Here is a 16,896-nt window from a genome sequence, read left to right on the forward strand (position 1 = left end):
TTTGCACCGATCCTCCATTGAAGCTCCTGGCACCTGAGATCGCCCATGCATCACGACCGATTAGGTCGACTGCCTCAACGGCAGGAGCAGGCGAGTGCGTTTCAGTTTCCTTTTCAAGGCTATGCTGGTGGTCGCACTGGTGGTGCTGTTCGACCAGTTGTTTCCATATGGCTTCTCCGGTGCGGGTGTCGGTGCCTTTGCGGGCCTATGGCTGATGGGGCTTGTACTTGGTCGGCGCGATGTACGGCGAAGCGCGCCTGCCTGGATCGCCCTCGCCGCCGCCGTCGTGTTTGCAGGTTCGCTCTTCGATAGTCCGGGACTGCTTGCCTGGGCGTTATATTGGGGGGCGCTTTCCGTCGCCGCGCTGCTGCCGAAGGCCGGCCACTTCGACGATGCCTGGCTTTGGGGCGCCCGCCTCGCCCTCCATGCGGCGACGGGGATCGGCAAGGTTATCAGCGACCTGCGCCAATTCGCACGCTTTCGGCGCAACAAAGGCGCCAGTGCTGGCGCCATCATGGCAACGCTGGGATTGCCGCTGGTCGGCGGTTGCCTCTTCGTGGCGCTGTTCGCCGCCGCAAATCCGTTGATCGCGCAGGCTCTCGTTGCAATCCGACTACCGTCGGCATCGCAAATGCTGGTCTGGGCGGCCGTAGCGACCTGCGTCTGGCAAAGCCTACGACCACATGCAGCCGTGATGCGACTGGCGAGCCGCCTGCCCGCTCCCGAGCCAGTGCTGCCGGGCACATCGCTGCCATCCGTTCTGATCGCGCTCGCGGTGTTCAATGCGATCTTCGCCGTCCAAAACGGGCTCGACATCGCCTTCCTGTGGAGCGGCGGCGCGCTGCCGGCCGGTATGTCGCAGACCGAATATGTGCATCGCGGCGCTTATCCGCTGATCGGCACCGCGCTGATCGCAGGGGTGATGGCCTTGGCGATGCTGCGCCCGGGCAGCGCCAGCGCAAGGCACCCGTGGGCGCGACGGCTGGTGACCTTGTGGGTGGTGCAGAACCTCGTGCTGGTCGCCTCCAGCGTGTTGCGGACGATCGACTACATCGATGCCTCGATGCTGACGGCGTGGCGTATCGCCGCGCTCGCGTGGATGGGACTGGTGGCGCTTGGGCTGGTGCTGATCTGCTGGCGCATCCTGCGCGGGCGCAGCGCGCGCTGGCTGATCAACTGGAACGCGCTGGCGGCCTTGCTCGTGCTCACCGTGTGCACCTTCGTCGATCTTGGCGCAGCGGCCGCAGCATGGAACGTCCGCCAGCAGGCACCGGCTGCGGTCGATCTCTGCTATCTCGGGGAGGTCGGCGATGGCGCGCTGCTGCCCTTGATAGCGCTGGAGCGGCAGCCGATGGACGCGGTGACGCGTGACCGCGTGCGCTATGTCCGCGATCGCGTCCTTACCGATCTTTCGGCACGGCAAAACACATGGACGGAGTGGACGCCGCGCGGCGCCCGCCGCCTGGCACAAGCGCAGACTTTGCTCGGGCGCGATCGGGACCGACCGTTGGCGGTCGAGCAGCCTGCATGGCGGCTTTGCGACGGGACGATCGAACATCCTCCCATCGTTACCACCCAGTCTTGACCGCAGGAGCGTTAGCTATGATCCAATGCCCCATGCCGCGCACCATTCTGATCGCCGACGACGATCCCCATATCCGCCAACTGCTCGCCTTTGCGCTCGCGAAGGCCGGGCTCGACACCATCGAGGCGGAGGACGGCGAGGCGGTGCTCGCGGTGGTGGAGCGCAACCCGCCCGATCTGGTGGTGCTCGATATCAACATGCCGCGCATGGACGGGATCGAGACGTGCCGTCGGCTGCGCGCGAGCAGCGACCTGCCGATCCTGTTCCTGTCCAGCCGCGATGATGAAATCGATCGTGTGCTGGGTATCGAACTGGGCGCGGACGATTATGTCACCAAACCGTTCAGTCCGCGCGAGGTGGTCGCGCGGGTGATGGCGATCCTGCGCCGTACTGCGGGGCGGCCGCCGGCGGTGGTCGATGCCATACCGCCGCTCGCGCATGGCTACCTGCACCTCGATCCCGACGGCTGGCAGGCGAGTTGGTCGGATCAAGCGGTGCCGCTGACCGCTACCGAGTTCGGTATCCTGCGTACGCTCGTGACGATGCCATCCAAGGTGTTCAGCCGGGAAGCGATCATCGACCGACTGCACGGCCCGGGCTTCGCCATCACCGACCGTACGATCGACAGCCATGTCCGCAACCTGCGGGCTAAGTTCGCTGCCGTGGGTGCCGGAGACGTGATCGAGACGCGGGCGGGCATCGGCTATCGTCTGGGCGCATGTGGCAGGGGATGATCGAGCGGTTCAAGCAGGTCGTCCGCCGCCACTGGCCGCGCCTGCGGCTGCGGGCCATCCTGCTGCTGACCTTCCTGTTCGTGGCCGCGCTGCCGGGCTTCGGCGCGCTGTTCCTGCGGGTGTACGAGAATTCGCTCGTCCGTCAGACCGAGGCTGAGTTGGTCGCGCAAAGCGCCGCGCTGGCAGCCACGGCGGCGGTCGATTGGCCCGGCGCCCACCCGCTCTCGCTATCGGCCGAGCGTGTCCCCGAGACGCCATCGATCGACCTCCGCCTGACGCGCATCCTGCCAGAGCGACCCGAACCGAAGCCGTCGTACTCTGGCGAGGATCGAGCGGTGCTTGCGTGGGCCGATCACCTTCGCCCGGTCGTGCATTTGACGGCGCGCACCACCTTGGCGTCAATCCTGCTGCTCGACGCGTATGGCCGCATCCTCGTCGGCGTACGGGCAGGAGCATCCTATGCCGATCTACCGGAGGTGCGGGCGGCTCTGGGCGGCCAGCCGGTGACCACACTTCGCCGCAATGGCGCCTACCGTCAGCATTACGCGCTGGAATGGCTTAGCCGTGCCTCAGACTTGCGCATCCACCACGCCCGCCCGATCATCCTGGACGGGCGCGTCATCGGTGTGCTGTTGCTGTCGCGATCACCGCGCGCGCTGTTTGCAGGGATTTATGATGACCGCGGCAAGATCGCGCTTGGCGTGGGGCTGATCTTCGCCACGCTGGTGGTGCTGAGCGGATTGCTGTCGCGTGGCATCGTTCGACCGGTCGAAGCTTTGCGTGACGCGACACGGGCGGTCGCGGGCGGCGGAGGGCCGGTGCCACCCGCCCCGACCACGGCGGCGATCGAGATTCAGGAACTGTATCGTGATTTCGGGGTAATGGCCGAAGCGATCGATCGCCGCTCCCGCTATCTGCGAGACTTCGCGCATGCGGTCAGCCACGAGTTCAAGACTCCGTTGGCCGGGATAGGCGGTGCGGTCGAGTTGCTTCAGGATCATCCTGACATGACCATCTCCGACCGCGAACGCTTCCTCGCCAACATCGGCGCGGACGCGGCGCGCCTCAATCTGCTCGTCAGTCGTCTGCTCGACCTGGCGCGCGCCGACATGGCGACGATGGTTGAGGGCGCCGCTGCCGACATTTGCGACGTCGTTCGCGGTGTCGCGGATGCTTTCAACGGTGCCGGTTTTCGCGTGCTGTCGGACTCCGACATGCCTCTGCCAAGCGTCGCCGTGCCGCCACACGTGCTGGGATCGGTGTTGACCGGGCTTGTCGAAAACAGCCGGCAGGCGGGCGCGTCCTGCGTCTCGATCACTGTCCAAGTGGCGGCCGGGTTCGTGGAGCTCGCGTTGCAAGACGATGGTCCAGGCATTCCCGGCGGCGATCGTGGCCGCGTCTTCGAACCGTTCTTCACCAGTCGCCGCGAATCGGGCGGCACGGGGCTGGGATTGCCGATCGTTCGATCGTTGTTGCAGGCACACCATGGTACGATCCTGCTCGCTCAAGACGATCGCAACGGCGCCGCCTTCCACCTCACCCTCCCGGCGTGCGAAGCGACACCGACGTGGGGAGCGTAAGCTTGCCCAAACGGCCGTTTGCGTTGTCAGCGCTATTGGTCGGTGTCACCATTATCGCCGGCCTCACGATCAGGCTGGCGCCGTTGGGATTGCCGAACACGCTGACCAAATATGGCGGATCGCTCCTGTGGGCGATGATGATCTACTGGATCGTCTCGACCGCTCGCTTGAATTTGACGCTGACGGCTTACGCCCTGATGTCAGGCACGGTCGCATTGACTGCTGAGCTTTTCAAACTCTACCATACGCCGCTGCTTGATGCCTTTCGGATAACTTTGCCCGGGAAGCTGCTCCTCGGGCGCGTGTTTTCGCTGTGGGATTTGCTCGCATACGCCATCGCAATCGTTGTTGGCGTTTTTACGGATTGTGCGATCCGCTCCCGTACATGGCTCTAATCTGCATAAATGGCAGTTCAAGGAGCCGTCGAGCATGTTCGTTCTTAGCCGCCGTAAGCTGTAGCCCCGTTTCATATCAAAGGACGACCCAGATGCGGCCATTCAACGCTGCCAGAACGCTTCCCGCTTTCTGCCGTTCGTTCATCTCGCGACGCCGGATCGTTCACACCGATGCGGGCTGGCCGGGCGTCTCCGCTTTGAGCGCTTCCGGATGAGTAGGTGGGCATGGCCGACATTAGTTGGCTCCGCTGGCTTTTTCAGAAAAGAGCCTTTTTGGGCTCGCCGATACAAAAAAGCTTAGGCCAAGGCGGCTTGAGAGGATCGGCGAAGAAGCCTTTTCACTCGATCTAAGCCGCGTCATAGCGTGATCGGAAACTCGGCGGATCGTGGCGTCAGCGGGCGTCGATGAACCGTGAGGCATCGCGTTTTTTTCAGTTGTCGCCGGATGATAACGAAGGAGCTTTGTGGCTGTACTATCCACGCGACGATCGGGAACTCCGACGCGCCACGATCCGCCGCTCGCGATGAGGTTCGCCCGACTGGGACTCGCGATCCTCGCCTTGTCGGTGTTGTCAGGCTGCGCGGCACTCGACCACGGTATCCTCAACGCTCAAGGCCGTGTTGCCAGTCACGAACGGCACCTGCTGCTGATCGTGTCGGGTATCCTGCTGTTCGTCTGGGTCCCGGTGGTCATTCTCGTGCCCTTGATCGCATGGCACTATCGGCATTCCAACGCCAAGGATGCCTATCGCCCGAAATGGGCGTTCTCTTGGCCACTCGAAGGGTTCATCTGGATACCGCCGATCGGCATCGTCATCCTGCTCGCCTTTCTGCTCTGGCCGGCGACGCAGAAGGATGATCCCTATACCCGGCTGGCCGGACGAGGAGCTCCGGTTCGCGTCCAGGCGATCGCGCTCGATTGGAAGTGGGTGTTCATCTATCCCGATCAGGGCATTGCCACCGTGAACCAGCTTGCCATCCCGGCCGGCCACCCGGTGACGGTGGAACTGACCAGCGGTACGGTGATGCAGTCGCTCCTGCTGCCCCAACTCGCCGGCCAGATCTACGCGATGGCAGGCATGCGGACGCGGCTGAACTTCGCAGCCGATCATCCCGGTCATTATCTTGGCGAGAACGTCCAGTTCAACGGCGGCAAGTTCGCTCACCAGAAATTCCCCATCGTCAGCATGACCCCGGACGCCTACGCCACGTGGATGGCCCGCGCCCGACAGGGTACCAAGGCGCTCGATGCCGCCACCTGGGCCAGGCTCTCGCGCCGCGACACCACCGGGCCAGAAACGTTCTCCCGCGTACCGAGCGGCTTTTTCAATCATATCGTGACCGCGACGGGCGGAGCTTCGCACCCCCGTTCCGGTCAGCATCCCGCTACACAAAAGGCGCATTAAGCCCGTGCAGACTGCTCACCCTCCGATCTGGCCCGAGGTTCTCGGCCGCTTTACCTGGCACGATCTGCCGTTCGTACGCGCCTGGGAGAACCCCACCGCCAGCGAGATCATCGGCGCCGGAGCCGCGTCGCTCGTCATCATCGGCTTCGTCGTCACCGTCACGCTGCTGACCCGGTATCGTCGGTGGGGCACGCTGCTCGAGTGGGTAACCAGTCTCGATCACAAGAAGATCGGCATCATGTATGTTGTGATCGCCTTGGTGATGCTGTCACGGGCGCTGGTCGAAGCGGTGCTGATGCGGATGCAACAGGCTGCGGCGGTCGGCAATCCGGGCTTCCTGTCGTCCGACCATTTTTCGCAGCTGTTCTCCACCCACGGCTCGATCATGATCTTCTTCATGGCGATGCCCTTCCTGACCGGCCTCATCAACTATGTCATGCCGCTCCAGATCGGCGCGCGCGACATGGCGTTCCCCTGGGCCAACTCGGTCGCTCTGTCGCTGACCGGAGGCGGCGCCATTCTGATGATGGTGAGCCTTGTCGTGGGCAGATTCTCGACCGGCGGGTGGAGCGGCTATCCGCCCTATACGGGGCTCGCCTTCAGCCCCGACGTCGGCCCCGACTATTGGATCTGGGCGGTGACGCTCGGCTCTATCGGCTCGACACTCGCCGCGATCAACATCGCCTGCACGATATTCAAGTTCCGCGCGCCCGGTATGACGTACATGCGGATGCCGCTGTTCTGCTGGACGAGCCTGTGCACCAGCATCCTGATGCTGTTCGCGATGCCGGCGCTCACCGTCGCGACCGCGCTCCTCGCCCTCGACCGCTACCTGGGGTTCCACTTCTTCACCAACGACCTCGGCGGCAACATGATGAACTACGCCAACCTGTTCTGGCTGTTCGGTCATCCTGAAGTCTACATCCTGATCCTGCCTGCGTTCGGCGTCTATTCCGAGGTCGTCTCCACCTATTCCTCCAAGGAGCTGTACGGCTACGTCTCGCTGGTGCTGGCGACGATGGCGATCGCGGTGCTGAGCTTCACCGTCTGGGTGCACCATTTCTTCACCATGGGGCAGTCGGCCAACATCAACGCGGCGTTCGGTATCGCGACGATGACAATCGGGGTGCCGACGGGGGTCAAGATCTACGACTGGATCTGGACCATGTTCTGCGGCGAGGTGCGCTTTGCCGTGCCGATGCTCTACTCGCTCGCCTTCATGATCACCTTCGTCATCGGCGGCTTCACCGGTATCATTCTGGCGATCCCGCCGCTCGACTATGTGTTCCACAACACGCTGTTCCTGGTCGCGCACTTCCACAACATGCTGATCCCCGGTCTGCTCTACGGCATGCTCGCGGGCTACACCTACTGGTTCCCCAAGGCGTTCGGCTTCCGCCTGAACGAGCGCTGGGGCCGGGTGTCGTTCGGGTGCTGGGTCGTCGGCTTTTATCTCGCCTTCATGCCGCTGTACGTGCTCGGCGCCAGCGGGATGGCGCGGCGGACGCACGAAGTCTTCCAGCCCGAATTCCGACCCTGGCTCTATGTCGCAGGCTTTGGCGCGCTGATTCTGCTCGCGGCGTTGGCATCGTTGGTGATCCAACTCGTTGTCAGCATCCGCGAACGGGATGAGAACCGGGTCTTCGCCGGCGATCCGTGGGACGGGCGCGGGTTGGAGTGGTCGACCTCGGCACCGCCTCCGGAATACAACTTCGCCGTCATCCCGCATGTCGGCGGGCGTGATCCGTTCTACGACGGCAAGCGTAAGGGTGGCTACTATGAGCGCCACGCGTTTTATGACGCAATCAGCGTACCGAAGAACAGCATTACCGGGCTGTTGCTCGGCATCGGTGCGACGGCGGCGGCTTTTGGACTGGTCTGGCACATGTGGTGGCTGGCCGGCATCTCGGTCGCGATGAGTGCCTACGCTCTTATCCTGCGTAGCTTCGTACGCTTCAGTGACCGGACCATCTCCGGAGCCGAGGTTACCGAAACCGAGCATCGCTGGCATGCGGCGCTCGATGCGGCCGATCCGACGCCGCGTCAGCTCGAGCTGACGCATCGCAACACCGGCCTTGCGGAGATTTCGGCATGACCCAGCCTTCGCTGCGCCACGCCGGTATCAATCTGGGCGGCACCGAGCAGAACCCGAATGCCAATGCCGAGAGCGGCATCTTCGGCTTCTGGATGTTCCTGATGAGCGATGCCATCATCTTCGCGTTGCTGTTCGCCGTCTATGGCACCGCCGTGGCGGCAACGGCGGGTGGGCCGACCCCGGCGAGCGAGTTCAAGCTCGGCAGTGCCTTTGCCGAGACTTTGCTCCTCTTGACCAGCAGCCTGACGATCGGGCTGGCGGTGCTCGCCATGAAGTACGACGCGACGCGGCGCCCCGTCTTTGTCTGGATGGGCATCACCTTCATTCTCGGCGTCACCTTCCTGGCGATGGAGATGCATGATTTCACCACCATGTTCTCGGATGGCGCCTACCCTACGCGAAGCGCCTTCCTGTCGGCATTCTTCGCGCTGGTGCCCCTCCACGGGCTACACGTCCTGGCAGGATGTATCTGGATGTTGGTGATGGGCGGGCAGGTCCTCGCTTACGGCTTCGACACGCGGGTCAAGATCAACATCCTGCGCCTCAGCCTGTTCTGGCATTTCCTCGACGTTATCTGGATCGCCATCCTGACCGTCGTTTATCTTCAGGGGCATGTGCTGTGAACGAACGTCGTCGCGAAACCCGGACATATCTGATCGGCTATGCGCTGGCCTTGGCGCTGACGCTTGCCGCCTTTGCGGTCGTCAAATGGCCGTTGGCTGCGGCCGGCACGACGTTCGGGATCATCCTGGGCCTGGCCCTCGTGCAGATGATTGTGCAGTTCCGCTGCTTCCTTCACATCAGCCTTGCCAAGTCGTCGCGCGATGATCTGCTGCTGGTGCTGTTTGCGAGCCTGATCGTCACGCTGATGGTGTCGGGCACGCTGGTCATCATGTTCAACCTTCGCGAGCGGATGATGTAGCCGTGGAGGGACTGACGACCACCTTCTTGTCGATCTTCGGCAGCGGCAAGGACCTGAGCGTCGCGCAGGAATGCGCGCGTGCCGTGCTGGTGCTCGCTTACGGCCTTCTGGCGGTTCGCGTGGTCGGCCGACGCATCTTCGGTAAATGGTCGGCGCTCGACATCGTCGTGTCGATCGTGATCGGATCGAACCTCAGCCGGGCGGTGACCGGGAGCGCGCCGCTGCTGGGCACACTTGCGGCGACCAGCGTGTTCCTGCTTCTCCACTGGCTGCTGGCGCATCTGGCGGCGCGCTTCCCGGCCATGTCCCGCCTCCTGGAGGGACAAGCCATCACGATCTTCAAGGAGGGCAAGGCCGATCACGGTGCCCGTCTACGCCACTCGGTGTCTGAGGCCGATCTCGACGAGGCGCTCCGCCAATCCGGTCTATCGAGCGTGACCGACACTTGTCAGGTCACGCTCGAGCCGAGTGGGAAGATCACCCTCCTGAAACGTTGATCTCCCCTGCGGGTGTCAGATGTCCAGGCGCCTGGCGGCCTGGTGCGCCAGATACCCCAGCCCGGCGAGCCCAAGTGCATAGAAGGCCGTTCGGTGACGGTCGGTGAAGAACTCGATGCTGCGTCGACGCGAGCTGTCGTCGAAGCGACCGTGGGCGCTGTAATCACCGGGTACCGGCTCGAACAGGTTCGAGGGCGCATCGGCGGGCGCAGGCTCGTCCGTCAGCTGCCCCGTGTAGCCGGTCTTGGCGAGGTAGCGGTCGATCAGCCCGGGCGCGATGCGATTGCCGAGGATCGCCTTCACCGAGGAGAAGCCCAGCCACACGTCGCGACGCTTATGGGTGGCCGCGTAGAAGATGGCTCGCGCGGGGACTTCGGGTTCGAAGATCGGCGCAACGGGGCGCGCCTTCTTGCCCATCTTGTTCAAGGCCCAATCGAACTGCGGCGTGTTGACCGCCGGCAGGTCGACCATCGTCAGATGCACATCGATCTTGTCGTGGATGATCTCGGAACGCAGCGAGTCCGTGAACCCCCGGATCGCGGCCTTCGCACCGCAGTAAACCGACTGAAGCGGTACCGATCGGTAAGCCAGTGCTGAGCCGACGTTGACGATCGTACCCCGACGCGTCCGCATGCGCTTGAGCGCACTCATCATGCCATGGACCTGGCCAAGATAGGTAACCTTGGTGCCACGCTCGACTTCCTCGGGCGTCAGCTTGGCGACGGGCGCGAAGACGGTCGCCATGGCGACATTCACCCATACGTCGATTGGTCCGAGCTCGCGCTCGGCGCGGTCTGCCGCCGCTTCCACCGCCGCGGCATCGGCAACGTCGGTCGGGATCGGCAAAGCACGACCACCATGGCGTCGCAGTTGCTCGGCTGCGCGTTGCAGCCGATCGGGATCGCGCGACAGCAACGCGACGTCATAGCCTTCGCTCGCGAACTTCTCGGCAGTGGCGCGGCCTACGCCTGCGCCGGCTCCGGTAACAACGACGACTTTTCCCATGCTGCGCTCCTAAATGTTCAACGCTGGGAACAGCATTCCGTCGTTGGGGTTCCGGCTACGCCACGATGGCATCACTTGGCAGCGGACGCATGCATGGCTGAGAACACCCACTACGACGTCATCGTGATCGGTAGCGGTCCCGGCGGTGCAGCCCTTGCGCAGCGGCTTGCACCCACCGGCAAGCGCATCCTGATCCTCGAGCGTGGCGATTATCTGCCGCGTGAGGAAGCGAACTGGAGCGGTCAGGCGGTTTTCGTTGAGGGCAAGTATCAGGCCGACGAGCAGTGGGTGAACAAGGATGGCGGCACGTTCGCACCGCAGCTTCATTACAACGTCGGCGGCAATTCCAAGGTGTACGGCTCGGCGCTGTTCCGCCTCCGTGAACGCGATTTCGAAGAGGTAAGCCACGCGGGCGGCGTGTCCCCAGCCTGGCCGCTCTCCTACCAGGATTTCGCGCCCTGGTATGACGAGGCGGAAGCCCTGTTTCACGTCCACGGCCGCCGCGGCGAGGATCCGCTCGATCCGGGCAGCACCGCTTACCCCTTTGTTCCGGTCAAGCACGAGCCCAAGGTGCAGGAGCTATCCGACAAGCTGACCGGACTGGGGCTGCACCCGTTTCATCTGCCGCTTGGCATCCTCCTCGACCAGAAGGAAGATGGGTTCGCGACGCCCACCAGCGTGTGCATGCGGTGCTCCTACTTCGACGGCTTTCCGTGCCTGCTGAACGGCAAGGCAGACGCGCAGGTGATGTGCGTTGACCCGACCATACGCGACTACCCCAACGTCACGCTCCTCACCGGGGCCTATGCCGAGCGGCTGGATACGGATGCCAGCGGAGGCCGGGTGGAGTCGATCCTGGTCCAGCGTAAAGGCCAGCAGGAACGCTATAGCGCGGATACGGTCATCGTCGCGTGCGGGTCGCTATCTTCCGCGCTGCTGCTGCTGCGCTCCGCCAACGAGCAGCATCCGAACGGTCTCGCCAACGGATCGGATCAGGTCGGCCGCAACTATATGCGCCATGAGATGTCGATCGTCATGGCGGTGATGAAACACGTCAACGAGACGGTGTTTCAGAAGACGCTGGCGCTGAGCGACTTCTACTATGACAGCGGCGATCCCGACTATCCGCACCCGCTCGGCCTCATACAGATGTGCGCCACCAGCCATGCCGACCAGATCAAGGGCGAGGCACCGCTGGCGGCCCTCATGAAGCATCTGCCCGACATGCCCTTTGCCGAGATGGCGCGGCACTCAATGGACTTCTGGCTCCAGGCCGAGGATCTGCCGATACCGGAGAACCGGGTCTATTATCAGGGCGGGCAGGTCCATCTCGACGTGACCGAAACGAACGAAGAGTCTCTCAGGCGGTTGAGAGCCAAGCTGGAGCAGGTGCTGTCCGATATCGGCTGGCCTGCCATGCTGGTCGAGCGTTCGCTCTATCTCGGCAAGGACATACCCTTGTCGGGGACCGCGCATCAGGCGGGCACGTGCCGCTTCGGCACCGATCCGTCGACCTCGGTCCTCAACCTCGACTGCCGCGCGCACGAAGTCGCCAATCTATACATTGCCGACGCCAGCTTCTTTCCCTCGATCGGTGCGGTGAACCCGACGCTGACGATCATCGCCAATGCGCTGCGGGTGGCGAGCATCATTGAGCAACGGCTATGACGACTGCTGCGATCGCGGCGCTCGTCGTGCGCTACGGCATCGTCATGCTGTTCCTGCCGTTCAGTGCACTCGACAAGATTGTCTCGTTCGATCATGCGGTCAGCCAAGCGCAGCAGGTCTTCTCTCCGCGCTGGCTCGCGGTGGCGGTGCTGATGGTCGGGCTGTTCATCGAGATCGTCTGCTGCGGCGCGATCGTGTTTGGGGTCGCTGACCGCGCTGCCGCCTTCGTTGTTGCCGGCTACTGCGCCGTGACGGCGGTGTTGTACAAGCAGTTCTGGAAGCCGGGTGACTTCTTCGCCGATCCGGGCGGCAAGGCGCGCACGCTGTTTTGGGACTTCCTCAAGAACCTGTCGCTTGGCGCGGGCTTCCTCCTCCTCATCGTCGGCACCGACGGGTCCGGGCTCCAGCCCTTCCTCGATGCGCCCTTCGCCTCCAGCCATCCTTACGGGAGATAGAAGATGTCCGATGCCGGTCCCAAGCCCTCCGTCCCCTATCAGCATCTCTATGTCGACGGCGATGGCATCAGCCGTTTCAGCGAGTGCGCGCTGACCAATTACGAGCTGAAGGGCGTGGGGCCCGCCGATCCGCAGTGGAACGACAAGATGGAACGCGGCGAAGCCACCGTCGTCTTCACCGTTCAGCCGGTCGGTTGGATCGGCGACTGGCACGAGAACCCGGCACCGCAGTGGATCGTGGTGCTGTCGGGCCGCTGGTGGATTGAAGCGATGGACGGAACCCGCATCGAGCAGGGGCCGGGGGAATTCTCCTTCGGTGGCGATCAGGGTTGCGTCGAGAAGGACGGCAAGAAGGGGCACAAGTCCGGCACGATCGGGGACGAGCCATGCCGCCTGATGACGGTGCAGTTGCACCGCGACCCGGTCGGGCGGTGCGAACTCAGATGACCCTCGCCCGCATCGCCGCGTTCCGACTGGTGACGCAGCAACCTGAAGTCCTCGTCGCCTTCTATGCCGCGCTGGGCTTCACCGTCGGCGATCCTCGACCGATTGAAGACGCTGAACTGGCGATGCTCGGCATCTCGGGCGAAGGGATGCGCTGGTCGATGCGGCTGGGTGAAGCGACGGTCGAGCTTGATCGCTACGATCAATCTGGCCGCGCCTATCCTCGCGACGTAAATGCGGCGTCGATCTGTTTCCAGCATCTCGCCCTCGTCACCGACGATGTGGAAGCTGCCTGGTCAGAGGCCCGTTCGGCTGGTGCGACGCCGATCAGTGATGCTGGACCGGTGACCCTGCCCGAGTCATCAGGTGGCGTCACCGCGATCAAGTTACGTGATCCGGAAGGGCACCCGCTCGAACTGCTCAGCTTCCCCGACGCAGCGGAGAAGGGCTGGCGCGGCAGCGGGATGCTCGGCATCGATCATAGCGCAATCGTTGTCAGTGACCGGGCCGAGAGCGAAGCCTTCTACACCGCTCATGGCCTGACCTGCGGCGACGCCACGCTTAATCAGGGCAGCGAACAGGCGGCGCTCGACGGTCTGGAAAGCCCCGTCGCCGATGTCGTGCCGATGAAGCCGGCGGCGCCGCCTCCCCATGTCGAGTTACTGCATTATCACCAATCGCCCGGCGCGTCGTCCAAACCCATCGCGGTCAACGACATCGCAGCGACGCGGATCGTCTGGCACCACGGCCCGCCGGCGCTGCTGCGGGATCCGGACGGGCATCTCCATCAGACCGGCGGCTGATCAGACCGCGCCCCGCTGCACCACCGGGCGTGACAGGAAAAGGGCGGAGTTGACGACGCCCAGATGGGTCAACGCCTGCGGTACGTTGCCGATCAGCTGGCGCGTGGGAACGTGGAACTCCTCGCTCAGCAGCCCGACGTCGTTGCTGAGGCCGACCACCCGGTCGAGCATGGTCGCTGCTTCCTCGCGCCGTCCTTGCATCGCCATGCAGTCGGCAAGCCAGCACGAACAGGCGAGGAACGCGCCTTCATCGTGACCGTCGCCCTTCGCCGCCTTGCGTCGAACCAGCCCGCCTTCCATCAACTCGCGCTCCACAGCCGCAATCGTGCCCGCGATACGCGGGTCGTCGGCGGGCAGGAACTTAACCAGGGGCAGCAGGAGCAGCGAAGCGTCAAGCGCCTCGCCGTCGTAACGTTGGACGAAGTGCCCTGCGCTGGACGAATAGCCCCGCTCGCACACGGTCTGGTGGATCTGCGCTCGAAGGCCGCGCATCCGCCCAACCAGTTCGTCGCCTGCCGCCGCGCGCATGACGTCGCTTTCGACGAAATGGTTGACGCCCACCCATGCCATTGCCTGCGAATAGGTATAGCAGCCCGGGTCGCCGCGGCTCTCCCAGATGTCGGCACCGGGCTTGTCCCAGGCGCCCTCCAGATATTCGATCAGCGCGATCTCCACCGCGATGTCACGCGGCGTGCGCTCCACGCCCGCGCGGGCGCCGACGTGGAAGCTGTCGATCAACTCGCCGTACACGTCGAGCTGGGTCTGGTCCGATGCGGCGTTGCCGACCAAGACCGGTTTCGCACCACCATGGCCCTTCAGCCATGTCGCTTCATACTCCTGCAAGCGACGCCCACCGTCGATGCGGTACATGATGCGCATGTCTTTTGGATCACCTGCGATCGCGCGCAGGATCCAGTCGCGCCAGCGTACCGCCTCAGCGCCGAAGCCGGCATTCAGCAGCGCGGTCAACGTAAAGGTCGCATCGCGCAGCCAGCAATAGCGGTAATCCCAGTTCATCGCGCCACCCGGCACCTCGGGAAGGCCCATGGTCGCGGCGGCGACCAGCCCGCCGGTGCGCCGGTCGATGAGCGCCTTGAGCGTCAGCAGCGAGCGCTTGAGCGGCACGCCCCAGCGCTCGGGTGCATCGAAGCGGCCGATCCAGTCATGCCATGCCTTGTCGGTCTGCTTCAGCAAGCGCGCGGCGTTCGGTTCTTTCGGCAGATCGGCGTAGGATGGCGCATAGGAAAGCGAGAAAGCCAGCCGTTCTCCCTTTTTCACACGGAAGGTGGCGCGGGCGTCGCCGTCTGCAACCTCAAGCGCGCACGGAGCGTGCAGTACGAGTTGATGTGGCCCGGCGTCGGCACACAGACCACCGTCAAACGGTCGCATCCATGGCGGCACCCGCCCATAATCGAAGCGCGGGCGAAGAAGGCTGGCCATCTCGACCTCGCCCGACAGACCCTCGACTACCCGCACGACCATCGGTTTGCCGTCGTGCCAAGGCATGAAGTCCGTCACGCGGACCACGCCACTCTCGGTCGAGTGATCGGTTTCCAGGATCAACGTGTCGCCGCGATAGCGCCGCTCTACGGCCGTCACGAACCCGGTCGGAGCGATCTGCCAGCAGCCATCACCCTGATCGCCGAGCATCGCCGCAAAGCATGCGTCGCTGTCGAAATTCGGCAGGCACAAGAAATCGATCGAACCGTTGCGTGCAACCATGGCCGCCGTGCGCCCGTCGCCGATCAGGGCATAGTCCGCGATAGGAGAGGTCATGCATCAGCCTTCAGATCGAGTGCAAGCAAGCGGCTTCCCGCCGCGATGAAAAGGCGCGCCCCATTGGAGCCGCCGAAGCAAAGATTGGAGACGGTCGCGTCGATGGGTACGAAGCCCAGCCTGTCGCCATCCGCCGACCAGACGTGAACACCGTCGGCAGCGCTCACCCATAACCAGCCGCGTGCGTCGGTCGTGAACCCGTCCGGATAGCCGTGATCTGTTCGGCAGAAGCGTGTTCGCTCCCCCCAGCTACCGTCCGGCTGGTGGCGGAAGCGCACCACTTCGTGCTTCGCGCCTGCCGTAAAGCCCGGTACCTCGCCGAGCGATAGTGACGTGTCCGATACGTACAGCGTCCCACCGTCGGCAGACAGCGCGACACCGTTGGGCTGTTCGAAATCCGCGATCCGCGTCAGTTCTGAAGTTGCGGGATCGAAGCGGTACACGCTGTGGTTATCGAGCTCCGGCTCGGCCAGCGCGCCCTGGCTAGGCATGACGATGCCGAAGATCGGATCGGTGAACCAGATCGATCCGTCGGGCGCCACCGTCACGTCATTGGGCGCGTTCAGACGCTTGCCCTCATAGTGTGTGATGACCGGTTCAGGAGTTCCCGTCAGGTCGGCGAACGAACGGCTGACACAGCGGCGACCATGTTCGCAATGCCAGACGGTGCCATCTTTCGCGACAGCGTTACCGTTCATGAACCAGGTCGCATCGATCGTGACTTCGACCCGGCCGTCGGCTTCGAACCACGCGTTCAGCCGGCGGTTGGGAACATCGGAGAAGAGCAGCCGGTCGTGAGATGCCTGCCAGACAGGTCCCTCGGCGTGAATCGCCCCTTCGTGCAGCACGAGCAAGGGCGCGTCCGGCGATAGCACTTCCGCAAGCTCAGGATCATCGATCTGGCAGCCTCTAAAGTGATCGGCATGCGTGATGGCGCCAGGACGCCGCAGCAGATGGCCGGGCAGAAGGTCAACGGAGCTCACAACGGCTCCTTGAAAGTGTTTTGCAAGGCACAGTCGCGTGCAGCAGCGTGTGATGGCGTAGAGGCGGGAGCCTTGCTTCCCTTTGCGTAGATCGCCAGCGAGGCGAGTGACATGACCGTAAACCCGATCATGAAGGCGGTCTGATCCATATGGGCATCCCCTGTTCGGGACTGACCCAGTGTCGGACCCAGAGGATGCTAACGCGCATCATTGATCTCGGAGCCGCAGGCGCAACGATACTCAGTAAAATGTAAATGGCTGCTGGCGCCACCTAGCATGCACCTGATGGGCCCCCGTCATTTGTCTCGGGCTTCAAAGCCTCCTCTGCCTCCCCTACATGTCCTACCGTTTGCATCATAAGCAAAGAGTTTCGCCGCGTATCACGGCGGAGAGGACCCAGTTGCGGACATTCAACGTCCAAAACGCTGCCCCCGAAAGCAGACGCCCGTTCATGTCGCTTGAACGTCCGTTATCAGGCGTTCGAAAGTGACCGCGGAGTGGCTTAGGGTGGCGGAGAGCCGCCGGTCCGCTTTCGGGCAAGCTGAGGC

Annotated in this window: 17 protein-coding genes; 13 read left to right on the forward strand and 4 right to left on the reverse strand. The window is 63.8% G+C overall.

Annotated elements, in window-relative coordinates:
• Nucleotides 1-94: 94 nt before the first annotated feature.
• The 9 genes from L8F97_RS22910 to L8F97_RS19775 all read left to right on the forward strand — a co-directional run bounded on the left by L8F97_RS22910 (nt 95) and on the right by L8F97_RS19775 (nt 9,214).
• Complete coding sequence (locus L8F97_RS22910; protein ID WP_242154085.1) at nt 95-1,585, forward strand: DUF4173 domain-containing protein; 1,491 nt, start codon at nt 95-97, stop codon at nt 1,583-1,585.
• 17 nt (nt 1,586-1,602) lie between these two features.
• Nucleotides 1,603-2,319 carry a response regulator transcription factor gene (locus tag L8F97_RS19740; RefSeq protein WP_242154087.1) on the forward strand — a complete coding sequence of 239 codons (717 nt, stop codon included), beginning with the start codon at nt 1,603-1,605 and terminating at the stop codon, nt 2,317-2,319.
• A complete protein-coding gene (locus tag L8F97_RS19745; RefSeq protein ID WP_242154089.1) occupies nt 2,316-3,899 on the forward strand; it encodes a sensor histidine kinase in 1,584 nt (527 codons plus the stop codon). The genes L8F97_RS19740 and L8F97_RS19745 overlap by 4 nt, the downstream gene beginning before the upstream one ends.
• Nucleotides 3,900-3,901: 2 nt before the next feature.
• A complete protein-coding gene (locus L8F97_RS19750; protein WP_242154090.1) occupies nt 3,902-4,294 on the forward strand; it encodes a DUF2809 domain-containing protein in 393 nt (130 codons plus the stop codon).
• 464 nt (nt 4,295-4,758) lie between these two features.
• Nucleotides 4,759-5,700, forward strand: a complete 942-nt coding sequence (locus L8F97_RS19755) for a cytochrome ubiquinol oxidase subunit II (protein WP_242154092.1) — start codon at nt 4,759-4,761, stop codon at nt 5,698-5,700.
• 4 nt (nt 5,701-5,704) lie between these two features.
• Nucleotides 5,705-7,795: a cbb3-type cytochrome c oxidase subunit I gene (locus L8F97_RS19760; RefSeq protein ID WP_242154094.1), complete on the forward strand. Its 2,091-nt coding sequence runs from the start codon at nt 5,705-5,707 to the stop codon at nt 7,793-7,795.
• The gene (locus tag L8F97_RS19765) at nt 7,792-8,418 is read left to right on the forward strand and encodes a cytochrome c oxidase subunit 3 (RefSeq protein WP_242154096.1); all 627 of its coding nucleotides are present in this window, start codon (nt 7,792-7,794) and stop codon (nt 8,416-8,418) included. The genes L8F97_RS19760 and L8F97_RS19765 overlap by 4 nt, the downstream gene beginning before the upstream one ends.
• Entirely contained in the window at nt 8,415-8,717 is a 303-nt protein-coding gene (locus L8F97_RS19770; protein ID WP_313932065.1) for a cytochrome o ubiquinol/quinol oxidase subunit IV, read from the forward strand. The genes L8F97_RS19765 and L8F97_RS19770 overlap by 4 nt, the downstream gene beginning before the upstream one ends.
• A gap of 26 nt (nt 8,718-8,743) precedes the next feature.
• Nucleotides 8,744-9,214, forward strand: a complete 471-nt coding sequence (locus L8F97_RS19775; RefSeq protein ID WP_242154099.1) for a DUF421 domain-containing protein — start codon at nt 8,744-8,746, stop codon at nt 9,212-9,214.
• 15 nt (nt 9,215-9,229) lie between these two features.
• Here L8F97_RS19775 and L8F97_RS19780 read toward each other — a convergent pair whose 3' ends face one another.
• Nucleotides 9,230-10,219 carry an SDR family oxidoreductase gene (locus L8F97_RS19780; RefSeq protein ID WP_242154101.1) on the reverse strand — a complete coding sequence of 330 codons (990 nt, stop codon included), beginning with the start codon at nt 10,217-10,219 and terminating at the stop codon, nt 9,230-9,232.
• Nucleotides 10,220-10,312: 93 nt separating this feature from the next.
• Between L8F97_RS19780 and L8F97_RS19785 the strand changes: the two genes are divergently transcribed.
• Genes L8F97_RS19785 through L8F97_RS19800 form a run of 4 tightly spaced genes read left to right on the forward strand, consistent with a single transcriptional unit; the run spans nt 10,313 to nt 13,589 of the window.
• The gene (locus L8F97_RS19785; RefSeq protein WP_242154103.1) at nt 10,313-11,887 is read left to right on the forward strand and encodes a GMC oxidoreductase; all 1,575 of its coding nucleotides are present in this window, start codon (nt 10,313-10,315) and stop codon (nt 11,885-11,887) included.
• The gene (locus tag L8F97_RS19790; RefSeq protein ID WP_242154104.1) at nt 11,884-12,342 is read left to right on the forward strand and encodes a DoxX family membrane protein; all 459 of its coding nucleotides are present in this window, start codon (nt 11,884-11,886) and stop codon (nt 12,340-12,342) included. Before L8F97_RS19785 ends, L8F97_RS19790 begins: the two co-directional genes overlap by 4 nt.
• Before the next feature lie 3 nt (nt 12,343-12,345).
• Nucleotides 12,346-12,789 (forward strand): cupin domain-containing protein, encoded by a 444-nt coding sequence (locus tag L8F97_RS19795; protein WP_242154106.1) that lies wholly within the window; start codon nt 12,346-12,348, stop codon nt 12,787-12,789.
• Entirely contained in the window at nt 12,786-13,589 is an 804-nt protein-coding gene (locus tag L8F97_RS19800; RefSeq protein ID WP_242154108.1) for a VOC family protein, read from the forward strand. The genes L8F97_RS19795 and L8F97_RS19800 overlap by 4 nt, the downstream gene beginning before the upstream one ends.
• On the opposite strand, the gene L8F97_RS19805 is transcribed toward L8F97_RS19800, so the two are convergent.
• From L8F97_RS19805 to L8F97_RS19815, 3 genes are read right to left on the reverse strand one after another with little or no spacing between them, the layout of a single operon-like run.
• Entirely contained in the window at nt 13,590-15,365 is a 1,776-nt protein-coding gene (locus tag L8F97_RS19805) for a glycoside hydrolase family 15 protein (protein WP_242154110.1), read from the reverse strand.
• Entirely contained in the window at nt 15,362-16,348 is a 987-nt protein-coding gene (locus L8F97_RS19810; RefSeq protein WP_242154113.1) for an SMP-30/gluconolactonase/LRE family protein, read from the reverse strand. The genes L8F97_RS19805 and L8F97_RS19810 overlap by 4 nt, the downstream gene beginning before the upstream one ends.
• A complete protein-coding gene (locus L8F97_RS19815; RefSeq protein ID WP_242154114.1) occupies nt 16,345-16,497 on the reverse strand; it encodes a hypothetical protein in 153 nt (50 codons plus the stop codon). The genes L8F97_RS19810 and L8F97_RS19815 overlap by 4 nt, the downstream gene beginning before the upstream one ends.
• Between the last annotated feature and the right edge of the window lie 399 nt (nt 16,498-16,896).

The organism is Sphingomonas sp. BAUL-RG-20F-R05-02 (genome assembly GCF_022662305.1).
Lineage (GTDB): Bacteria > Pseudomonadota > Alphaproteobacteria > Sphingomonadales > Sphingomonadaceae > Sphingomonas.

What these genes read in the sequence shown, in the direction of transcription:
- L8F97_RS19740 (WP_242154087.1), top strand. Translation starts at nt 1,603, where the DNA reads ATGATCCAATGCCCCATGCCGCGCACCATTCTGATCGCCGACGACGAT.
- L8F97_RS19765 (WP_242154096.1), top strand. Translation starts at nt 7,792, where the DNA reads ATGACCCAGCCTTCGCTGCGCCACGCCGGTATCAATCTGGGCGGCACC.
- L8F97_RS19790 (WP_242154104.1), top strand. Translation starts at nt 11,884, where the DNA reads ATGACGACTGCTGCGATCGCGGCGCTCGTCGTGCGCTACGGCATCGTC.
- L8F97_RS19780 (WP_242154101.1), bottom strand. Translation starts at nt 10,219, where the DNA reads ATGGGAAAAGTCGTCGTTGTTACCGGAGCCGGCGCAGGCGTAGGCCGC.
- L8F97_RS19745 (WP_242154089.1), top strand. Translation starts at nt 2,316, where the DNA reads ATGATCGAGCGGTTCAAGCAGGTCGTCCGCCGCCACTGGCCGCGCCTG.
- L8F97_RS19800 (WP_242154108.1), top strand. Translation starts at nt 12,786, where the DNA reads ATGACCCTCGCCCGCATCGCCGCGTTCCGACTGGTGACGCAGCAACCT.
- L8F97_RS19805 (WP_242154110.1), bottom strand. Translation starts at nt 15,365, where the DNA reads ATGACCTCTCCTATCGCGGACTATGCCCTGATCGGCGACGGGCGCACG.
- L8F97_RS19815 (WP_242154114.1), bottom strand. Translation starts at nt 16,497, where the DNA reads ATGGATCAGACCGCCTTCATGATCGGGTTTACGGTCATGTCACTCGCC.
- L8F97_RS19795 (WP_242154106.1), top strand. Translation starts at nt 12,346, where the DNA reads ATGTCCGATGCCGGTCCCAAGCCCTCCGTCCCCTATCAGCATCTCTAT.
- L8F97_RS19785 (WP_242154103.1), top strand. Translation starts at nt 10,313, where the DNA reads ATGGCTGAGAACACCCACTACGACGTCATCGTGATCGGTAGCGGTCCC.